Genomic DNA, 19,723 nt, shown 5'->3' on the forward strand with positions numbered 1-19,723 from the left:
GGTGAATTAAAAGCCCAAGCTATTAACTTCTCAAATGCAGGACAAGAAGCGATATTAACGCTACAAGCGGCAGGTGGAGTTACTAATATTACTACAGCAGGAAATAATCTTCACACTTTAGCAATAACGGATTTTGATACCGGTAACGGTGCTATTGGGGCTGAAGATCACAGATTAAAAGCAATAGAATTAACAGAAAACGGTTTAGTTACGATAAATACTAAGAATTTTTATTCGGATGTAACTACTGCGAATAACGGGCAAGGTAACGTAAAACTTAATATAGAGGGTGGTACTACTTATAATTTAGGAAGTAAAAATAATAGTTTAGCAAGTGTACAAGTTAGTAAGAATAGTACTATTAAAGGTGATGTATATTCTAAAGAGATTAACATTGATGCAGGTAAGAATATAGATTTTGAACGAGGTAATAATAGAAATGCTAAAAATATAATTATACAGGATGTTTTAGTAGATAGAGATCTCCTTCCTCGTTCACTTCAGTTATTTACTTATTTAACTGATATTAAAGTAGATAAGCTGAATTTTGCAGATGCTGCTGCTTCTATACATTTTAAAGATGCGGTTTTAGTAAATGCTGAAATTGACGGCGGCGGTGCTATAAAATTTGATGAAAATGTTTGGTTAAAAGAAGAAATCAAAAATGTAGAGCGTTTAGAGTTTGGTCCTGAGAAATTTGCTATTCTTGAGAAAAATATTAAAGCAGCTAATTTAGTAGCAAATAAAGCAAATATAGTATTATTGGATAATTTAGGAATAGATGCTGATTCACAATTTACGGATAGTGCTTTAGATTTAGCTACTTACGAATTAAAGCATACCGGAAATGTTACATATAACGGTACTCTTGAGATTATTACGTATTTTGATGTGACTGCGAAATCGGGAGGGCATATATTAGTCGGTAACGGGGCTAATGTTAATATGTCGGCTTTAGATAGTTTAGTAATTAAAGTCAAATCACGCTCTGATATTACTAAAATTACTCCTGATACCAAACATGAAGTAATACTAAAAGAAGCAGGCGGAAATTTTACTCCTGTTGCTCAAAATAAAGTTACTGTTGATACAGGTGGAGAATTAAACAGGTTAATAAGATGGGTAAGATGGGTAAGCGATGAGAATGGAGTTGTATTACTGAATAATAATGATAACGGTGGCGGTAATCCCGAAAATCCTGATCCAGGAGGCGGTGATCCAGAGAACCCAGGGGACGGTGATAACGGTGGAGGAAATCCTGGAGACGGAGAAAGTGGTGTAATAGTGCCTATTTTTGATCCAAAACCGATAAGAGATGAGGTTACGGGTCCTATAGCTCCCGGTCTTGTAGAGCAATTAATTGGTATCGGCATTGGTAATGAGAGTGATGCAGGTAAAGTATTAAATGATTTAGGATCAACAAAAAATGTTTCAGAAACTTTAAATCGGTTAGGCGGAAGAATGGATATACGAGAAGTGAGTGAGGGACTTGGAGAGTTTAATATAGAAGAAATACAGGACATATTAACAGATATTTCGGTAAATATGGACAGCGTTGTTTCTTCGGGGATTAATGCTAGACTAGGTGAAGTAAATAATAAAGATGAAGGTACATTTAAGCTAAACGGTTTAAATAAACCAAATGCTAGTGAAAGTCTTAATAATCAAGCGGCAGTAGCTGCCGGTGATGAGGATAATATCGGTACGGGTATCTGGGGCGTTCCTTTTTACGGTAAGGCTACACAAAAATCCCGTAATGATGGGGCAAGCGGATATAAGTCTAAATCTCAAGGAGGAATAATAGGTTTTGATTATGCTCTAAGTGATAGTGTAATAGTTGGAGCTGCTTATACTAGAGCTGATAGTAAATTACGCCATCAAAATTATAAAGTCGGTGATAAGACTAAAGCTATAAGCGATATATATATTCTATCTATGGACTTTATAATTGTGGGACAAGTAATTTCTTTGTTGAGGCTATAGGCTCATACGGTAGAAGTAGAATTAAGAATTATGAAAAACGTAAGGTTTATACGGGCGATCAAACTGCAATCGGTAAATTTAATAACACTTCTTGTAGTGGTGAATTACTTGGTGGTTATAATTATTTAATATCTAACTTTACTGCTATAACCCCGATGATTGGAACTCGTTATGCTACGTTTAAAAATAATAGTTACAAAGAAACAGGTACTACTTTCCAAAATTTATCCGTTAGAAAAAAATCATATGATAGATTTGAAGGCATAGCTGGATTAAAAGGCGTAACTAATTTCTTTGTAAGAGACGTAAGAATAAAACCGGAATTACACGGCTTCGTAAGTTACGATTTTAAAGGGAAATTACCGAATATTGATGCACGGCTTGATGGAATAGATGAGCCGCTTACAACAGTTAAATTTAAACCTACAAAACTAAATTATAATTTAGGCGGGAGTCTATCTGTTTAATATAATATGATGGAGTTTGGTATTAGATATAATAAACTAGCATCATTAACAGTGCCGCCGTAATGAGGGTTGTCATGCTCATCTTTAGAGATAATTTTAGCATTTGCTCTATTATAACGACCAACTTGCCAAGTACATGAATATGAGGTTAGAGCGTCATTAAACTCTATAGCCGGTTTTATGCTGCAATAGCCTATATCTAAACTATCGCCGAACCAAGAAACTACCGGTGCTATCCATTTAATATTAGGGCAGGTATTTTGTAGCTGATTAAGACTAAATACACTATCTGCAATATTATAATGATTATGAGAGTTAATAGCCTCATGGCTTATAACGCCGCCATAAGAACTTTCCAAAGTTTTATATTGTACTTCCGTATCGTAAACAAATTCGCCTGAACCCGGAATCATATTAATGCTACTAATTAGATTTTCAACTTTTGCATAATTATTAGGCAGATAAATATTGGGTTTTCTTGTTACTTCAAATGAGAAATTTGGAATAATATTGCTAAAATCTTCTAGAGGTAGTTCCTCAAATACTATATAGCTAAGCGATCTAAAAGCAGGAGTTTTGCCGCTGCCGAGATAGTTTTCAATTAAAGGATCGGGTAATTGTGTTTCTGAGCCTTTATATAATCTAAAATTATATTTACCTAAATTTATTACCTTATCACCTGCCCATACTTTGTTAATCTCGGTAATTTCTCCCTCGCAAATACTAACTGCAAAAGAAAAGAAATAGCTATATTCAGTAAAATTAGTAACGGATTTTAAGTTATGAAAATAAGGGAAATATTCTTTATGACGGGTACTATTTGCTATTTCTTTTATTGTGTCTGCCCAAATTATTTTTCCGTTAACTCTTGCAGTACCGAAAATTAACGGTATAGCTTCGCCGTAATTAGCTGTTATATATTTAAAACTTTCTTTGAAATTTTTAATATTGTCATATTCTATCGGTTCGTGATTTAATTGATCTAAATACTCACCAAGCATTTTGCCGGCAAATCTTCCCACGCTTGAAAATATGCCGCCTCCAAATGTATTTCCTATGCCGCTGCCAAGCGAGCTAAAAAAACTTCCAAACATATTTACCATATTATAGTTTAATATGGATTGATATTAGCACTATGATGTGGTAACACTAATAGTATAACTTCTTGTCATTGCGAGGAAATTGCATAGCAATTGACGAAGCAATCTTGTGCCAAAGTCCTGAGATTGCCACGCTCACTAACGTTCGCTCGCAATGACAGAATTAAAAAAATGGAAATCATAAATGTTTAAAAGATCTTTATTCATCTTACTATTACTTGCTGCTTCCTTAGTTAAAGCAGAAATTATAGAAGTGGATAGTTTAAATAAAATAAAACAAGATTTTAAAGAAAATTATAATAAAAATTATGTACCTCAGGATTTATTAGTAGTAACGGTTTTAGATGAATTTTTGTTTAAGTCTTTAGTGCCTATAGGTGAACAAATTGACAAAGATATTTATCTTACACTAACTCCTCTTTTGCGTAATATTAATAAAAATTCAAAAGCTATTTATATAGATCAATTGATTTTAACTAATGATAGTTATAAGAAAGAATTACAAGAATCTGATTTTCCAAATTTTGTAAATGAAATGAGTAATAGTAAAATCCCTATAATAGCCGTAAATGATGGATTTACCGGTAATTTTAATAATATTCCTAAATTTGAAATATGGTTTGCTGATTATTTAAAGAAAAATTTCAATATTGATTTTTCAAATAGTTTTCCAAACAATAATTATATTATTTTTAATAATTTAGACAGTTTTGCTAATACTTATCCGGTATTTTATAAGGGTATATTGACGAGTAATAATATATCGAAAGCGGAAATGATGCTCAATTTCCTTATTCAAGTGGGATTTATGCCTAAAGCTTTTATAATAATTAGCAATAACATAGAATTATTAAAATCAATGGAGTTTCAACTTAATAGTTATAGTTCTAATATATTATTTATTGGTTATCATTATAATAATAAAAATACCCCGGAAAATAAAGATGCTGCATATTATACTAAAATCATTAATGATTTAATATCTCAAATAAATAAGATAAAAAGAAATAATCCGCCTCTAAAAACTAACAAGATAAAAGATAAAAATCCTTATGATAAAAATCAATAAAGTTTTATTGAGCTTACTTTGCTTAGTTATTTCGTGTGTAAGTTATGGTCAAATTATTCCTACTTACTCCGTAGATTCAGTAACAATGAAAAATTTATTACCGAAGATAGATGCAGATACGCTGGTACTTATAAATATAGATAATACTATTATAACACCGAAATCCAAATTATTTCGATACCGGGATAATTCTTATATAAATTTTACTAAATATTTATATAGTCTTGCAGCGGATAACGCATCAGTTAATAAAACTATTGCAAAATTGATAGTGCAGCGTCAAATGATGCTTGTTGAATCTAAATGGGTAGATTTAATTAATAAGATGAAACAGCAAGGTGCAACAGTTTTAGGTCTTCAAGAAATAACTGCTCCATGTAATTTAATTGAAAATTATGAAGGATGGTTATATACATTACTTTACGGACTCAATATTAATTTTACTAATAAAGTTAATGATAAAGATGTATTTAGATTTAATCCAAGCGATGCTGGAGCCCCTATTTTTTATTTAGGTATAATATTTACCGGTAATATAAATAGAGTAAAAACTCTTATAGAATTCTTAAAAATTATACCAAAACAACCTACAAAAATAGTAATTTTTGCAAATAATAAAAAAGATTTAGAAAATATGGACTCTTATTTAAGCATGGTTGATATAGGATATTATGGAATTGAATATTTGGGGTGGCAAATGTTACCGGGATCACCTGATCATCAAATCGCTGAGTTGCAGCAATCTACGTTTTTAAATACCGGTCAGTGGTTAGAAGATGATGTAGCTAGCAAGATGTTAAACATTCCCGATAGCAAATTACAAAAGTAATATTTTATTGAGAAGGACTTTGTTGCTGAGCTGCTGATGTCATTCCTAGCTAAAAGTGGTGTTGCCCGTAGGGCTCTTATGTCATTCCTGCGAAAGCAGGAATCCAGAAAAAAAGTATGCATACAGTAAATTTTTAAAATTAAAAGCTCGCTTTATGCTGGATTCCTGCTTTCGCAGGAATGACATCGAACACCTGTAATAATTCGCTATTCGCATTTAATAAATAATATGAATAATAACTTAATAGCCGCTTTAAAAGATTTAATTATTAATACCGGTAGGGTTGCACTAGATATAAAAAAGGCAGGAATATTGACTGATATTAAATCAGATGGGTCAGTAGTCACTAATGCCGATAAGGAAATTAGTAAAGTAATTTATCAGTCTCTACAAGTCTTAACCCCCAAAATAGCTATAGTATGTGAAGAGCAGCCGCTACCTATATTAAGCAGTGATACTTTTTGGTTAATCGATCCTATTGACGGGACGCGGAGCTATGTAAACGGTAAAAGTACATATACGGTAAATATAGGGCTTATTGAAAACGGTCTTCCAACTATCGGCTTGATATATCACCCTGAAACAGCAAAGCTATATTATACCGATGTACAGGGGCGGTTAAAAATCGAACAGAATTCTAAAGAAATATTTGTTAATCATGAACCTAAACATGAAGAGCTTAATGCGGTAATAGGTTTTTATAATTCAAATAAAGATACTAAAGAATTTTTAAGTAAATATTCATTCGGTCAAATAAATGCAATAGGCAGTTCAATTAAACTATGCTTAATTGCTGAAGGAGCAGCTGATATATATCCAAAATTCGGTCAAACTATGGAATGGGACATAGCGGCAGGTCATGCTTTGATTAAAGCCGGCGGCGGTAATATTTTAGATTGTGACGGACAAGAAATTACTTACGGTAAAGAAAATTTTGCTAACCCCAATTTTTTCGCTTGTAGTAAATATTGGTTGAAAAGGGAGGCTGTATTTCGTGGATACTAAGTCGTCATTGCGAGCAGGCATTGCCTGCGTGGATACCACCCCGTCATTGCGAGCAGTCGTAGACTGCGTGGCAATCTCATGAAATAATACTCCTGAGATTGCTTCGTCGAATTACTACGTAATTCTTCTCGCAATGACGAAAAAATCGATCCATGCAACAATGCCAACACCCACATCAAACCAACTTCTTTAACTCATAAATCAATTCAAGTGCTTCTTTAGGGGATAGTTTATCAGGGGCGATAGTTCTAAATTGCTCATCTAATTTGCTGCTTATAGTAGTTTTATTAGGCTCAAGATTAAACAAACTCAAATTATTTGATTCCGTCGATAAGATATTTTTTCCTTTACCGGTAGAAGTTTTCTCAAATTTAAGCAGAATCTGCTCAGCTCTATTTATAACGCTGGCAGGGAGTCCTGCTAAAGCTGCAACATGAATACCGTAAGATCTATCGGCAGCCCCAGATATAATATTATGCAAAAACAGAATATCTTTACCTGACTCCTCAATAGCAATAGTATAATTTTGCAAAGCCGGTAGGAAATTACTCATAACGGTTAGCTCATGATAGTGAGTTGCAAATAAACAGCGACATTTTAGCTTATCATGGATATATTCAAGCACCGACCACGCTATAGATACACCGTCATAAGTGGATGTGCCTCTACCTACCTCATCAAGTATTATTAGTGAGTTTTTTGTAGATTGAGCAAGAATCGCCGAAGTTTCAAGCATCTCTGCCATAAAGGTTGATTGTCCCCTAATTAAGTCATCAGCAGCACCTATTCGGCTAAATATCTTGTCGACTACTCCTATTTTGGCACTTTTAGCAGGCACAAACGAACCTATTTGAGCAATGATTGCAATAATGGCGTTTTGGCGTAAAAAAGTACTTTTACCTGCCATATTAGGACCGGTAATTAACCAAATACGCTCAAACTCCGATAAATGACAATCATTATATACAAAGCTTTTGCTTTCTCGCTTTAGTGCTTTTTCTACTACAGGATGCCGTCCTTTAACGATATCAAAGCTTAAATCATCGGTAAATTCAGGCTTAACATAATCATATTCATCAGCGATATAAGCAAAATTACAAAATACGTCAAGTCCGCTTAAGGAGCTTGCAAGCATTCGTAAATAGGAAGCTTTTTCGATTACTTGGTTACAAATATCCGCATATAATTCTTTTTCTAAGCTTATTACTAAGGTTTTAGCGTTGGCTAACTCGCTTTCAAGCTTTTGTAGTTCAGTAGTAGTGTAACGGACACTATTAACCGTTGTTTGACGGTGAATAAATTTGGGATCAAGGATTTTATTAACATTTTTAGCGGTAATATCGATAAAAAGCCCTATAACATTATTATGAGATATTTTTAAACTGTCTATGCCCGTTTCTTTGCAATATTGATCTTTTAGCTTTTCAATATGTAATTTCCCGTTATTAATTAAATCATGTAATTGGGCTACTTTCGGATGATATTCATGTTTTATTATACCTCCGTCATTTAAATTATTCGGTGCATCTTCTCTTATGCTCTCGTCTATTAAATTATATAATTCCGCATCACCTGATAGAGGTTTAATAATTTTTTCGATAAAATCAGGTAAATTAAAACCGTAAGCGTCAAAAAATACTCCTTTAATAATCGTTGCAGCTTCCAAGGTATATTTAATACTAAGTAAATCACGACCTGAACTTCTGTTCATTGTAATACGTGTTAGGCAGCGTTCTATATCACTAGTTTTTTTTAGAAGTTCTCTAATTCTTTTTACTATTTCTAAGTTGGAATAAAAGAACTCGGTAATATTTAAACGATGATTTATTTTAGCAATGTTGGTTAAAGGACTTGAAAGAAAATTATATAGTAAACGTCCGCCTTGTTTAGTAACCGTATGATTGAGAGTGTTTAGTAAACTTCCTTTCAGGGTCCCTTGTGAGTTTGTTACAATTTCAAGGTTGCGTCTAGTTGCGAAATCAATAGTCATATAGCTATGAAAATTGATAATTCTAGGGATTGGTAAATGAGGAATATTTTGTTTTTGCGTTAATGATAAATATTCTAAAATGCTACCTATGGCACAAATTTGACTGCTAGATATCTCACCGATTCCTTTAATATCTTTCATTTTATAAAAGTCTAAAATGATTTTTTCGCATTTATTAATCGCAAAAAAACTATCAACCTGATAGGTAATACGAAAATTTAATTGTTTGAAAATACTATCCGCAAGATTAGAAGATCTCAAGTTTTCGCTAAGCAGAATTTCACGAGGCTTTAAACGAGCCAGCTCATTAAGAATTTCCGCTTCCGGTACATTAACTACAAAAATTTCGGAAGTAGAAAGATCAACATAACAAAGGCTAGCCGTTTCTTTATTTTTCGTTATTACAAGACTTGCTAAATAATTAGGTTCGGCTGAAGCAATTAGATTCTCTTCAATTATAGTTCCCGGAGTTATAATACGTGTAACGTCTCTAGTAACTACCGCTTTATAACCGCCTCTATTTTTTGCCTCTTCAGGGGTTTCAAGCTGGTCACAAATAGCAACCTTATAATTTTCTTCAATTAACTTAGTTAAATAATTCTCAAGAGCATGATAAGGCACTCCGCACATCGCAATTTCTTCTTCACCGTTTTTACCTCTTTTTGTTAAGGCAATACCGAGTACATTGCTGGCTAAGATTGCATCCTCATAGAACATCTCATAAAAATCACCCATTCTAAATAGTAGTAAACAATCTAAATGAGCAAATTTAATGTCTAGATATTGTTGCATCATTTTCGTTGCAACATCGTAATTATATTTTTGTTTAAATTCTTGAAGATTCATATTTTACTTAATAAGCTTATAACGTGTAGCTTTTCCTTGTCCAAGACGCTCTAAACGTTTTAAATTAGATAATTTTTTATTATAGACTCAACAGTTCGTTCAGGAAAACCAAGTGCATTTACAGCATCTTTACGACTAAATTCGTTAATTTCTTTTGTATTAATCCAATTCCACATCATTAGTTGTTTTGCAGATAACAAATACTCTATATTATCATTTTTAATTATTTGTAATGCTCTAGTACTTTGTGATTTAACCACATTTAAAAAAAAATCAACCAAGCGGTAATATCTTCTGATTTTGTCTTCCATGTAGCTTGAGTTTTATTAAGTGCCATATAATAATCAATTTTATTTGCTTCAATAATGTGTTCATGAGAAATAATCTGAACAAACAAATAACCATGTTTTAAAAGCAATAAATTAGTTAGTAATCTGCTCGTTCTACCATTTCTGTCCTGAAATGGGTGAATTGCTAAATACTCAAAAATAAAATTAGCAATAATGATTAAAGGGTGCTTAGTTTTACTATCAACCGTCCAATTGTACCAATCTATTAACTCCTGCATTTCTTTTTTTACTAGATAAGGTGGAGTTGGATCAAATATCGTACCGACTACATTGCCATTATGATCTTTTGCTTCTACACGATTTGATCCAAATTTATAATTTCCTTTATGTCTTGCGTCTTTTTCACTATGAACCAACATATCACTATGTAACTTTAATATAAATGATTCCGTAATACTAATTTCTTCATAATTATTAAAGATAAATTCAAGACACTTTAAATATCCAACTATTTCTTGCTCATCACGAGTCTTAAATTTTTTAACACTTAGATTTTTATATAGATTTTCTACTTGTTCATCAGTAAGTTTATTACCTTCAATACGATTGGAGGAGCCGGTTGAAGTGATAATTACTGAACGTGTAAGACGATCTAGTGTTTGAGGTAAGATTTGTCCCGTAATATACCAACTATTTTTTATTCCTTCAATTTCAGAAATTTTTGTATAAATTTCTTCAATTACTGAAGGATTAAGATTTAGTCTTTTATGTATACGAAAATCTTGTAGATTCATTTCACTATTTTTACATGAGTACTATGTGAAATAATGTTAGATAATGTGAGTAAAGTCAATATATTTTTATTTTATTTTTAACAATCTAACGTTATGTCTACCGCCTTCAAATTTAGTGGTTAAAAACTTATCTATAATATCAAACACTATTTTGTAATCTATGGTTTTTGCTCCGAGTATTAAGATATTAGCGTCATTATGAGCTTTAGCGTTTTCAGCGGTTAACATATTATGGCACAAAGCTGCTCTTATTTCCGAGCTACGATTAGCGGCTATAGACATACCAATTCCTGTATCACTAATTAAAATACCGATAGGAGCTGATTTTTCAATAATAATATCTACTACTTTCTTAGCATAATCAGGATAATCGACGGTTTGTGTATTATTCGTTCCGCAGTCATAAACCTTTAAAGATTTCTGCTCTAAATAATTGATAATTTCAGACTTAAGCTCATAACCTGAGTGATCATCACTAGCTATGACAATATTATAAGTTTTCATAGTTAATTTTTTGATGGAAAATAATGATAAAAATTATATACTATGTAAGATTTGTTTTCTAATGTAAATAATAGTTTTGTTAAATATATGAAATATTCTGTTGCACTTAGTATTGTTATATGTTTTTGTTTAGTTGCTTGTGTTGAACAGCCGCCTGCTCCAATTGAGTATAAAGTAGGAGATGTTACTGCGAATAATAATTCTACCGAATTAGAACACGATGAGGGGTTGATAGTTCAAAGAACTATGGAAGACGATTCCGTATCAGAAAAAGTTAGCGGTAGACTTGAAGAACCAAAGGCAAAAATTATAGAAGATGATAATGATGATATTGAGATTCCTATATCTCGGAATGAAGATGAAGAAGAGATAGAGCAGTCAAGCTTTGTAAAACCGTTAAACGGGGTAATTATTACCGAGTTTAAAGCCGGTAAAAGTAAGGGGATAGATATTGCCGCTAAAGAATATAGCGAAGTTAAATCGATAGAGGCAGGAACGGTAATATATTCAGGTTTTAATAAACAATTCGGTAATTTAGTAATAGTTAAGTTAGATAAAGACGATTTAGAAGTAGCATATGCGAGTTTAGACGATTTGTTACTTAAAAAAGGTGATAAAATTACTAAAAATAGTGTTATCGGACATGTAGAACATAAGTTATATTTTGCGATGCGTAAAAACAAAATAGCGGTTGATCCTAGTAAATATATAGAATTTTAAATGGAAGATTTTATTACTCTTACTAAATACGGTGAACCTCAAAATGTTATAGTAAGGAGGAGTGGTAAAGCTAAAAATATAGCCATACGAATTACGCCTAAAGGTGCAGAGCTTGTATTGCCTCTTAAGGCAAAGCTAGAGAAAGGTCATAATTTTCTGTTAAGTAAAGAATATTGGGTTAGGCAAAAATTACGCCGTAATGTAACTGTGATACCAAAGGATAAAGATAAGATTTCTATTTTGGGAAAATCTTATGAAATAATACATATTGATTCGTCTAAAAATCAGATAAAACTAAATGATTCTACGTTAGAAGTATATTGCAGTACGGTACTAAAAAAACTTAGTATAGAAGTATTCCTTAAAAAGACATTATTAGCAGAAATAAAAATAATAGTAGAGAATATATCTAAAAAACATAATTTGACTTATTCCAATATTAGAATAATGGAAAATGTTACTCGCTGGGGAAGCTGTTGTAGCAAAGGGAATCTTGCTTTTAATTGGCGAGTAGTTTTTGCTCCCTTTGAAGTACTGAAATATTTAGTAGCTCATGAAATGGCACATTTAAAAGAAATGAATCATAGTGAAAATTTTTGGGAGTTAGTTGAGGATATATATCCTGAATACCAACCGGCAAAATTATGGCTAAAAAGAAACGGTAAGAATTTATATAGTTATTTGTCGTGAAATAAAAAGGTAAAATATATGAACCATTTAGTTACAAATGAAGAATCTAAATATATTAATAAGCTGATTGATGAAGTTACGCTATATCATCAACCAACTTTAATAAAAGGAAAAAGGAATAATGCTATATTAATTTCTGAAGAAGATTGGGAAGATATACAAGAAACTTTATTAGTATCGTCAAATAAAAAATTAAGTGAATCCTTACTCAAGGGCAGAAATACACCTTACTCCGAATGTAGTACAAAATTAGATTAGTTATAGTGTATACATTATATTATACGCATGATGCGAAAAAAGATTTTAAGAAAATTATAAAATCAAATCATAAAGAGATTTGCTTACAGCTTTTGGATTTAATAACTCAAAATCCTTTTCAAACTCCACCTCCATATAAAAAGCTTTTAGGGGAACATGTAGGGATGTATTCACGAAGAATTAATATACAACATAGATTATTTTATGAAGTTGATGAAAAAAATAAAAGAATAAAAATATTGAGGATGTGGAATCATTATTATGATAATTAAAGAATACAGAGGATAGAATGCACAACACCACGAAAAGAGTAACAGTTCCGGCACTTGAAGAAATCTTATACGAGCCTATAAAAGTGTTGGATCACGGTTTTATTAGAGTTATCGATTATATGGGAGATGATAGTGCTATAGTACAAGCAGCACGCGTATCTTACGGTAAGGGTACGAAGCAGCTAAATCAAGATAAAGGGCTGATAAACTACTTGCTTCGTCATTATCATACTACTCCTTTTGAGATGTGCGATATCAAGTTCCATATTAAATTACCGATATTTATTGCAAGACAATGGATTAGGCATAGAACAGCTAGTGTTAACGAATATTCGGCAAGATACTCTATTTTAGGCAACGAATTTTATTTACCAGAACCGGCAAATATTGCTTCCCAATCTGCCGTAAATAAACAATGTAGGGAGGGGGATAGCTTACCGAAAGAAGGGGCTGAAAAGGTTCTTGCAATTTTAGAAGAAGATGCTAAACAGTGTTACGGGCATTATAAAGAGCTAATGAATGCCGATGAAGATGGTAATATTATAGATGAGAATAACACAGGAATAGCAAGAGAGCTTGCCCGTATGAATTTAACTTTAAATTATTATACGGAATGGTATTGGAAAATTAATTTACATAATTTACTTCATTTTTTAAGGTTACGTGCCGACCCTCACGCACAATATGAAATTAGAGTTTATGCTGAAAAAATGCTTGAGATAGTCAAAGCTTGGGTTCCTTTTACTTACGAAGCTTTTGAGGAATATCGTTTGCAGGGAGCAAATATTTCACGTAAAGGTTTAGACGTAATCAAAAGAATGATAAAAGGTGAAAAAGTCACCCATGAGAGTAGTGGTATGACTAAGAGAGAGTGGGAAGAGTTAATGAAGATTTTTGGATAACTTTGCAAGATGTCATTGTGTGGACACCAAATCGTCATTGCGAGGAGCGAAGCGACGTGGCAATCTCATGAAATAATACTCCTGAGATTGCTTCGTCAATTGCTATGCAATTTCCTCGCAATGACAGATAAAGCCGATCCACGTGGGCAATGCCCGCTCGCAATGACGTTAATTATAAATAAGGAGTATTTTGAGTGAGAAATATTATATATTTTATACTATCACTATTATTTAGCTTTAAAGGTTATGCACTTGAAACAATAAATATTGAGCATGGGCGTGCTGATCCTACGCCTATAGCAGTTAATAAATTTAATGCCGATAGTTCTGCTGATGACGTAGTAGGTCACGATGTGGTGAAAGTTATCTCTAATGATTTAAAGCTTTCGGGGTTATTTCGTCCTATTTCCTCTGCATCTTTTATAGAAGAGAAGACAGGAATAGAATATAAACCGCTTTTTGCTGCATGGCGTCAAATTAATGCTAGCCTTTTAGTAAACGGTGAAGTTAAAAAACTAGAAAGCGGTAAGCTTAAAATTAGCTTTATATTATGGGATACATTGCTTGAAAAACAGCTTGCCGGCGAAATTCTTGAAGCACCGGAAAATTTATGGCGAAGAGCAGCACATAAAATTGCCGATAAAATTTATGAAAAAATTACCGGTGATGCCGGTTATTTTGATACTAAAATAGTGTATGTATCAGAAAGCACTTCTTTACCGAAAATAAAAAGAATTGCTTTGATGGATTATGACGGGGCTAATAATAAATACCTTACCAATGGAAAGTCACTAGTATTAACCCCAAGATTTGCTCGTTCAGCGGATAAGATTTTTTATGTTTCATACGCAACTAAAAGAAGAGCTCTTGTTTATGAAAAGGATTTAAAAACAGGTAAAGAAAGCGTAGTAGGTGACTTTTCCGGTATATCTTTTGCCCCTAGATTCTCACCGGACGGTAGAAAAGCCGTAATGTCGATAGCTAAAAACGGCTCGACGCATATTTATGAAATTGACCTTGCTACTAAACGGCTTCATAAATTAACTGACGGCTTCGGTATTAATACCTCTCCTAGCTATTCACCGGACGGTAAAAAAATTGTGTATAATTCTGATAGAAACGGTGTGCCTCAATTATATATCATGAATTCGGACGGAAGTGACGTTCAACGTATTAGTTTCGGTGGAGGTTCATACACTGCTCCTAGTTGGTCGCCTAGAGGAGACTATATAGCATTCACTAAAATTACTAGAGGAGCTGAAGGAAAAACTTTTAATATCGGAATTATGAAAGCATGCCCCCAAGATGATGAGAATAGTGAAAGAATAATAACAAGCGGATATTTAGTCGAAAGCCCTTGTTGGTCGCCTAACGGACGAGTTATTATGTTTGCTAAAGGTTGGCCGTCGAGAGCTAAAGCTCCGGGGAAAAATAAAATTTTTGCAATTGACCTAACAGGTCATAATGAAAGAGAAATTATAACACCGGCGGATGCTTCTGATCCTGAATGGTCAGGCGTGCTGAATTGATTTTTTTGTCATTATTGTCATTGCGAGCGACTAAAGGCGTTGTTGTATGGCTCAAAAAATGCCCTCGGTGTCATTCCCGCGTGGATATCTAATCGTCATTGCGAGGAGCGAAGCTTTGCTGCAATCCAGAAAAAATAATAAAAAAATTCTGTAAATCAGAATTTTTAACTGGATTGCTTCGTCGAATTACTACGTAATTCTTCTCGCAATGACGGAAAAGCAGGTCTATGCAACAATGCCTTGCGAGCCATGCAACAACACCACGACTAAAAGGAGCGTGGCAATCTCATGAAATAATACTCCTGAGATTGCTTCGTCGAATTACTACGCAATTCTCCTCGCAATGACGGTTTGGGTATCCACGCAACAACACCCGTTTGCAATGACGAGTAAGAATGCTAAGCCACTTGACCACTATGGTTTAAGATAAACTTTTTTATTTTTTCAAAAGCCGTATTCTCTATTTGTCTAATACGTTCCTTAGAAATATTATACTCATTGCTTAGAATATCTAGAGTTTTAGGAGTATCCGTTAATTTACGCTCTGTAAAAATACGAAGTTCTCTATCATTTAAAATCTTCATAGCATTTGATAGTAACTTCCTTTTACCGGTAGAGTCTTGCTTATTAATAGCTATAGTTTCGGGAGTAGGGCGTGTTTCTGGTAATAATTCTATTAATTCTCCTGATTCTGCATCGTCGCTATTTATAGGGTTATTTAACGATAAATCAGGACCTGAAATTCTAGTATTCATCTCAGAAACTTCATTAACCGAAACGCCCAGCTCATCTGCTATTTGTATGAAATCGTCGGCAGTAATAGCCCTTGAGTATAAATTGGTAATTTTATGCTTAATTTTATTAAGGCTAAAAAATAATTTTTTTTGTGCAGCCGTTGTTCCCATCTTTACTAATGACCAAGATTTTAATATATATTCTTGAATAGCGGCTTTAATCCACCACATTGCATATGTTGATAGGCGAAAACCGAGTTCGGGGTTGAATTTTTTTACTGCCTGCATTAAACCTATATTACCTTCTGAAACCAATTCAGTAATAGGAAGACCGTAAGTTCTATAGCCACTTGCAATTTTTGCAACAAGTTTAAGATGGCTCGTTACTAATTTATGTGCAGCTTGTAAATCATTCTCTTCTAAATAGGATTTCGCTAATAAAAATTCTTCTTCTTGCGTAAGTGAAGGAATTTTATTGATTTTCTGTAAGTAGCTATAAAATCCTGATTCGCTAGAGATTGCTAATGCATTAATATTATTAGTCATACCAACCTTACTATTTTTCTTTATACTAACATATATATGATCTAAAATAAACTTTTTCTAGAGTATTTTTAAATAAAATCAAATAATGTCTAAAAAATCCAATAAAAATTTAGCCTTTTCCTTGCTAGGATTAATAATTAGTATGGTGTTACTAAGTTTTGCTTCCGTACCTATCTATAATTTATTTTGTAAAGTTACGGGATATGGAGGTACTACTGCAAAAGAAACGGTGAGTGTATATTCTAAGGTAAAAGGCACTAAACCTATAATTATCGAGTTTGATGCTAATGTTGATAAAGATTTACCTTGGCGGTTTATTCCCAGGCAACAAAGAGTGCAAATTGTTCCGGGGCAGAATACTCTAGTATTCTATGAAACGGAAAATCTAAGCAATAACGATATAATAGGTACTTCCGTATATAATGTTACTCCAAATAAAGCAGGAAAATATTTCGTAAAAATTCATTGTTTTTGTTTTGAAGAACAATTATTAAAAGCCGACGAAAAAGTCTTAATGCCGGTTACATTTTATATAGATAAAGATTTTGAGCTTGACCCTGAAATGCAAGACATTAAAGTACTTACTTTATCTTATAGCTTCTTTAAAGTAAGAGAGATAGCGTCATTGCGAGGAAATACGAAGTATTGACGAAGCAATCTCAGAAGTTTGTTGTTATTTCATGAGATTGCCACGCAGCCTATGGCTGCTCGCAATGACGGCACGGTATCCACGCAGGCAATGCTCATTATTGATGTTCGATATAATCCATTTACGAAGCCTAACAATCAGTGGAGTGTTTATAAGAGCGGTAGAAGGTAAAACTTTGCCGTTAGTATTAAAATTAATTATAGGTTCTATACCGTATATGCTATACCATGGCTTTAACGGTGAGCTATTTGAATATTTACGGTGAAACCAAGATAAGAAAGGTGCTGTTTCTTCATATTCTATTACTTTAACCGATTGTGGATTTTTGTGATATATAAGGCTAAGTACCGATTGGTCAGAATGATGCCATTTATATTCATCGTAATTAGGATGAATATTATAATCTTTGCCTGAAAGAATTCTAATATCTTCACAACTTCTTAGCCATTTTTCAATAAAAGAACGAGAAAGTTCGGTATTACGCACAACAATAATGGCACTCCAAATATGATCGTTATTTCTACATTCTTCGTTCAGACAATCCATTAAAGCAAAAGTTTCGCCTTTAACAAAATTACCGTTTTTACGATCGCGATCATGTACCAGTAATATATCATTATCGCCTAAAAGATTTGTTAAATTACTGATATGTTTTTTAATAACAAAAGCTGAATCTAAATATATTATAATAGCTCCTTCTGGTGCATTTTTCATTGTTTCAAGTATAATATAAGGCTTCCATAGCCATAACCCCGCTCCTGCCGGTTCATTAAAAATTTCTTGATTTTTTTCTATAAATGCTTGATTTATATGCTTTTTCTTATAGTTAAATATGAAATCTATACCATTATTAATCGCATAGTGAGTAGTAGCATTTTGATTACGATAAACATATTCCGGACCGTCGGCATAAGAAACTAAATAAATAGGCTCTTTTATAGAATTCTGAATAGATAAATCTACTTTTTGTAATGATAAATCATTAATAAAACCTTGGCGTGCATATTCTAAGATAATCAGTACGAAATAAATTAGAGCTAATGTAATAATCGTTTTGTATAATATTTTAAATAACATATGATTTTTAATTTTTTAAGCTACGTGTCTTGTGGTGTGGATCGAAAAACGCATTCGGTGTCATACCGTGGCTTGACCACGGTATGACAGTAGATCATGACTAATTGATAATTATTAAACAACGCAGATTATAGCATTTTAATATATTAAAAGATAGTGTTGTAATTTAATTATAAATTTAGTATAATTTGCTGTTTGTTTAAGGTTGATATGATTAATTTAGGGGATAAGCAGTCTACTATAGTTGTCGCGATGTCAGGCGGGGTTGATAGTTCGGCGGTTGCCGCAATGTTGCATGAACAGGGACATAATGTTATAGGTATTACCTTGCAGCTATATGATCACGGTATGGCAGTAGGGAAAAAAAATGCCTGTTGTGCCGGTCAGGATATTTACGATGCTAAAATGGTAGCAAATAAGCTAGGTATTCCCCATTACGTACTTGATTATGAGAGTAAGTTTAAAGAGTCGGTAATAGATAATTTCGTCGATAGCTATTTACAAGGTGAAACCCCGCTGCCATGTGTGCAATGTAATAAGTCGGTGAAGTTTAGAGATCTAATTAAAACGGCTAGGGAACTTGGAGCAGCTCAGCTTGCTACCGGTCATTATGTACGAAAAGTAAATGGCGATAACGGAGCGGAGTTACATACGGGACTTGATCCGGCAAAAGATCAAAGTTATTTTTTATTTACGACAACTAAAGAGCAGCTCGAATATTTAAGCTTCCCTCTTGGAGGGCTTACTAAGGATGAAACACGTAGGCTTGCTAGTAAATTTGGGCTTGAGGTAGCAGATAAGCCCGACAGCCAAGACATTTGCTTCGTACCTGATGGAAATTATAAGAGTGTAATAAATAAAATACGTCCGGGAGCAAGCGAAAGCGGCAAAATTATTCATGTAAACGGGTTTGAGCTAGGAGAGCATAGCGGTATAATTAATTATACTATAGGGCAACGTCGTGGCCTTGGTATAGCTTATAACGAGCCTTTATATGTAGTAAAGATTGATCCTAAGGACAATATAGTATATGTAGGACCGGAGTCTGCATTACATGTGCAGGAGTTTATAATTAAAAACATAAACTGGCTTGCAGATGAGATTAAAGATAATGAAAAGCTAGAAGTAGAAGTTAAAATTCGTTCGACAAGACCGCCTCGTCTAGCCGAAATAAGCAAACTCGACGATGATAAAATGAAAGTAAAATTTTTATCCGAAGAAAAAGCCGTTGCCCCTGGGCAAGCATGCGTTATTTATGCTGGCGAAAGAGTACTCGGCGGCGGGTGGATTACTAGAGATATAAGGTAATTATTTTTTCATAAATCCGTCATTGCGAGGAAAAACTGTAAGTTTTGACGAAGCAATCTCAGGAGTATTATTTCATGAGATTGCCACGCAGCCTATGGCTGCTCGCAATGACGAAAAAATTATTACATTAGGCAATACAAAATAAGCTCACTAAAACAGGA

Annotated in this window: 19 protein-coding genes and 3 pseudogenes; 15 read left to right on the forward strand and 7 right to left on the reverse strand. The window is 33.3% G+C overall.

Translation table 11 applies throughout. The annotated features are described in order from the left end of the window. Positions 1 to 24: 24 nt before the first annotated feature. Positions 25 to 2,447 (forward strand): annotated as a pseudogene (locus RF_RS11315) (autotransporter domain-containing protein); the annotation flags it as partial. Here the strand turns inward: RF_RS11315 and RF_RS11325 are convergent. Further along, on the reverse strand, positions 2,447 to 3,544 hold the full coding sequence (locus RF_RS11325) for a hypothetical protein (RefSeq protein WP_231564251.1): 1,098 nt from the start codon (positions 3,542 to 3,544) through the stop codon (positions 2,447 to 2,449). The pseudogene RF_RS11315 and the gene RF_RS11325 sit on opposite strands and share 1 nt — an antisense overlap. A gap of 190 nt (positions 3,545 to 3,734) precedes the next feature. Here RF_RS11325 and RF_RS02580 point away from each other — a divergent pair, with 190 nt between their 5' ends. The 3 genes from RF_RS02580 (at position 3,735) to RF_RS02590 (ending at position 6,453) form a co-directional block, all read left to right on the forward strand. Further along, positions 3,735 to 4,619: a DUF2608 domain-containing protein gene (locus tag RF_RS02580; protein WP_011270812.1), complete on the forward strand. Its 885-nt coding sequence runs from the start codon at positions 3,735 to 3,737 to the stop codon at positions 4,617 to 4,619. Beyond that, positions 4,603 to 5,448, forward strand: coding sequence for a DUF2608 domain-containing protein (locus tag RF_RS02585; RefSeq protein WP_011270813.1), 846 nt, complete (start codon positions 4,603 to 4,605; stop codon positions 5,446 to 5,448). The genes RF_RS02580 and RF_RS02585 overlap by 17 nt, the downstream gene beginning before the upstream one ends. 228 nt (positions 5,449 to 5,676) lie before the next feature. Next, a complete protein-coding gene (locus tag RF_RS02590; RefSeq protein WP_011270814.1) occupies positions 5,677 to 6,453 on the forward strand; it encodes a 3'(2'),5'-bisphosphate nucleotidase CysQ family protein in 777 nt (258 codons plus the stop codon). Between the two features lie 175 nt (positions 6,454 to 6,628). On the opposite strand, the gene mutS is transcribed toward RF_RS02590, so the two are convergent. From mutS to rpiB, 4 genes are all read right to left on the reverse strand, one after another. After that, positions 6,629 to 9,289 carry a DNA mismatch repair protein MutS gene (gene mutS / locus RF_RS02595; protein ID WP_011270815.1) on the reverse strand — a complete coding sequence of 887 codons (2,661 nt, stop codon included), beginning with the start codon at positions 9,287 to 9,289 and terminating at the stop codon, positions 6,629 to 6,631. 59 nt (positions 9,290 to 9,348) lie between these two features. Beyond that, complete coding sequence (locus RF_RS11330; RefSeq protein ID WP_231564250.1) at positions 9,349 to 9,570, reverse strand: hypothetical protein; 222 nt, start codon at positions 9,568 to 9,570, stop codon at positions 9,349 to 9,351. Further along, positions 9,552 to 10,373: a Fic family protein gene (locus tag RF_RS02600; RefSeq protein ID WP_011270817.1), complete on the reverse strand. Its 822-nt coding sequence runs from the start codon at positions 10,371 to 10,373 to the stop codon at positions 9,552 to 9,554. The genes RF_RS11330 and RF_RS02600 overlap by 19 nt, the downstream gene beginning before the upstream one ends. 66 nt (positions 10,374 to 10,439) lie before the next feature. Further along, on the reverse strand, positions 10,440 to 10,877 hold the full coding sequence (gene rpiB, locus RF_RS02605) for a ribose 5-phosphate isomerase B (RefSeq protein WP_011270818.1): 438 nt from the start codon (positions 10,875 to 10,877) through the stop codon (positions 10,440 to 10,442). A 51-nt stretch (positions 10,878 to 10,928) separates the two neighbouring features. On the opposite strand from rpiB, the gene RF_RS02610 reads away from it, so the two are divergent. The 8 genes and pseudogenes from RF_RS02610 to RF_RS11925 form a co-directional block, all read left to right on the forward strand. Continuing rightward, positions 10,929 to 11,597, forward strand: coding sequence for a murein hydrolase activator EnvC family protein (locus tag RF_RS02610; RefSeq protein WP_011270819.1), 669 nt, complete (start codon positions 10,929 to 10,931; stop codon positions 11,595 to 11,597). After that, a complete protein-coding gene (locus RF_RS02615; protein WP_011270820.1) occupies positions 11,598 to 12,287 on the forward strand; it encodes a M48 family metallopeptidase in 690 nt (229 codons plus the stop codon). Between the two features lie 18 nt (positions 12,288 to 12,305). Continuing rightward, positions 12,306 to 12,545: a type II toxin-antitoxin system Phd/YefM family antitoxin gene (locus RF_RS02620; RefSeq protein ID WP_011270821.1), complete on the forward strand. Its 240-nt coding sequence runs from the start codon at positions 12,306 to 12,308 to the stop codon at positions 12,543 to 12,545. A gap of 5 nt (positions 12,546 to 12,550) precedes the next feature. Next, the gene (locus RF_RS02625) at positions 12,551 to 12,817 is read left to right on the forward strand and encodes a Txe/YoeB family addiction module toxin (RefSeq protein ID WP_011270822.1); all 267 of its coding nucleotides are present in this window, start codon (positions 12,551 to 12,553) and stop codon (positions 12,815 to 12,817) included. 17 nt (positions 12,818 to 12,834) lie between these two features. Then, positions 12,835 to 13,719: an FAD-dependent thymidylate synthase gene (gene thyX, locus RF_RS02630; protein WP_011270823.1), complete on the forward strand. Its 885-nt coding sequence runs from the start codon at positions 12,835 to 12,837 to the stop codon at positions 13,717 to 13,719. 2 nt (positions 13,720 to 13,721) lie between these two features. Beyond that, a pseudogene (locus tag RF_RS10505) lies at positions 13,722 to 13,857 on the forward strand (polysaccharide polymerase); the annotation flags it as partial. A gap of 56 nt (positions 13,858 to 13,913) precedes the next feature. Then, positions 13,914 to 15,248, forward strand: coding sequence for a Tol-Pal system beta propeller repeat protein TolB (tolB, locus tag RF_RS02635; RefSeq protein ID WP_011270824.1), 1,335 nt, complete (start codon positions 13,914 to 13,916; stop codon positions 15,246 to 15,248). A gap of 131 nt (positions 15,249 to 15,379) precedes the next feature. Next, positions 15,380 to 15,467: pseudogene (locus RF_RS11925) on the forward strand (lytic transglycosylase domain-containing protein); the annotation flags it as partial. Positions 15,468 to 15,646: 179 nt separating this feature from the next. On the opposite strand, the gene rpoH reads toward RF_RS11925, so the two are convergent. Further along, positions 15,647 to 16,528: an RNA polymerase sigma factor RpoH gene (gene rpoH / locus RF_RS02640; protein ID WP_011270825.1), complete on the reverse strand. Its 882-nt coding sequence runs from the start codon at positions 16,526 to 16,528 to the stop codon at positions 15,647 to 15,649. A gap of 85 nt (positions 16,529 to 16,613) precedes the next feature. Here rpoH and RF_RS02645 point away from each other — a divergent pair, with 85 nt between their 5' ends. After that, entirely contained in the window at positions 16,614 to 17,177 is a 564-nt protein-coding gene (locus tag RF_RS02645) for a cytochrome c oxidase assembly protein (protein ID WP_011270826.1), read from the forward strand. A gap of 24 nt (positions 17,178 to 17,201) precedes the next feature. On the opposite strand, the gene RF_RS02650 is transcribed toward RF_RS02645, so the two are convergent. Further along, the gene (locus tag RF_RS02650) at positions 17,202 to 18,254 is read right to left on the reverse strand and encodes a hypothetical protein (protein WP_011270827.1); all 1,053 of its coding nucleotides are present in this window, start codon (positions 18,252 to 18,254) and stop codon (positions 17,202 to 17,204) included. A 210-nt stretch (positions 18,255 to 18,464) separates the two neighbouring features. Between RF_RS02650 and mnmA the strand changes: the two genes are divergently transcribed. Together mnmA and RF_RS11335 are read left to right on the forward strand one after the other, a co-directional pair. Next, a complete protein-coding gene (gene mnmA, locus RF_RS02655; protein WP_011270828.1) occupies positions 18,465 to 19,562 on the forward strand; it encodes a tRNA 2-thiouridine(34) synthase MnmA in 1,098 nt (365 codons plus the stop codon). A gap of 22 nt (positions 19,563 to 19,584) precedes the next feature. Continuing rightward, positions 19,585 to 19,707, forward strand: a complete 123-nt coding sequence (locus RF_RS11335) for a hypothetical protein (RefSeq protein WP_268747325.1) — start codon at positions 19,585 to 19,587, stop codon at positions 19,705 to 19,707. Positions 19,708 to 19,723: the final 16 nt, after the last annotated feature.

The organism is Rickettsia felis URRWXCal2, from assembly GCA_000012145.1.
Taxonomy (GTDB): Bacteria; Pseudomonadota; Alphaproteobacteria; order Rickettsiales; family Rickettsiaceae; genus Rickettsia; species Rickettsia felis.

Bases quoted from the DNA above. Each gene is read 5' to 3' on its own strand.
- RF_RS11325 (WP_231564251.1), bottom strand. From the start codon at position 3,544: ATGTTTGGAAGTTTTTTTAGCTCGCTTGGCAGCGGCATAGGAAATACA.
- RF_RS02580 (WP_011270812.1), top strand. From the start codon at position 3,735: ATGTTTAAAAGATCTTTATTCATCTTACTATTACTTGCTGCTTCCTTA.
- RF_RS02585 (WP_011270813.1), top strand. From the start codon at position 4,603: ATGATAAAAATCAATAAAGTTTTATTGAGCTTACTTTGCTTAGTTATT.
- RF_RS02590 (WP_011270814.1), top strand. From the start codon at position 5,677: ATGAATAATAACTTAATAGCCGCTTTAAAAGATTTAATTATTAATACC.
- mutS (WP_011270815.1), bottom strand. From the start codon at position 9,289: ATGAATCTTCAAGAATTTAAACAAAAATATAATTACGATGTTGCAACG.
- RF_RS02600 (WP_011270817.1), bottom strand. From the start codon at position 10,373: ATGAATCTACAAGATTTTCGTATACATAAAAGACTAAATCTTAATCCT.
- rpiB (WP_011270818.1), bottom strand. From the start codon at position 10,877: ATGAAAACTTATAATATTGTCATAGCTAGTGATGATCACTCAGGTTAT.
- RF_RS02615 (WP_011270820.1), top strand. From the start codon at position 11,598: ATGGAAGATTTTATTACTCTTACTAAATACGGTGAACCTCAAAATGTT.
- RF_RS02620 (WP_011270821.1), top strand. From the start codon at position 12,306: ATGAACCATTTAGTTACAAATGAAGAATCTAAATATATTAATAAGCTG.
- thyX (WP_011270823.1), top strand. From the start codon at position 12,835: ATGCACAACACCACGAAAAGAGTAACAGTTCCGGCACTTGAAGAAATC.
- rpoH (WP_011270825.1), bottom strand. From the start codon at position 16,528: ATGACTAATAATATTAATGCATTAGCAATCTCTAGCGAATCAGGATTT.
- RF_RS02645 (WP_011270826.1), top strand. From the start codon at position 16,614: ATGTCTAAAAAATCCAATAAAAATTTAGCCTTTTCCTTGCTAGGATTA.
- RF_RS02650 (WP_011270827.1), bottom strand. From the start codon at position 18,254: ATGTTATTTAAAATATTATACAAAACGATTATTACATTAGCTCTAATT.
- mnmA (WP_011270828.1), top strand. From the start codon at position 18,465: ATGATTAATTTAGGGGATAAGCAGTCTACTATAGTTGTCGCGATGTCA.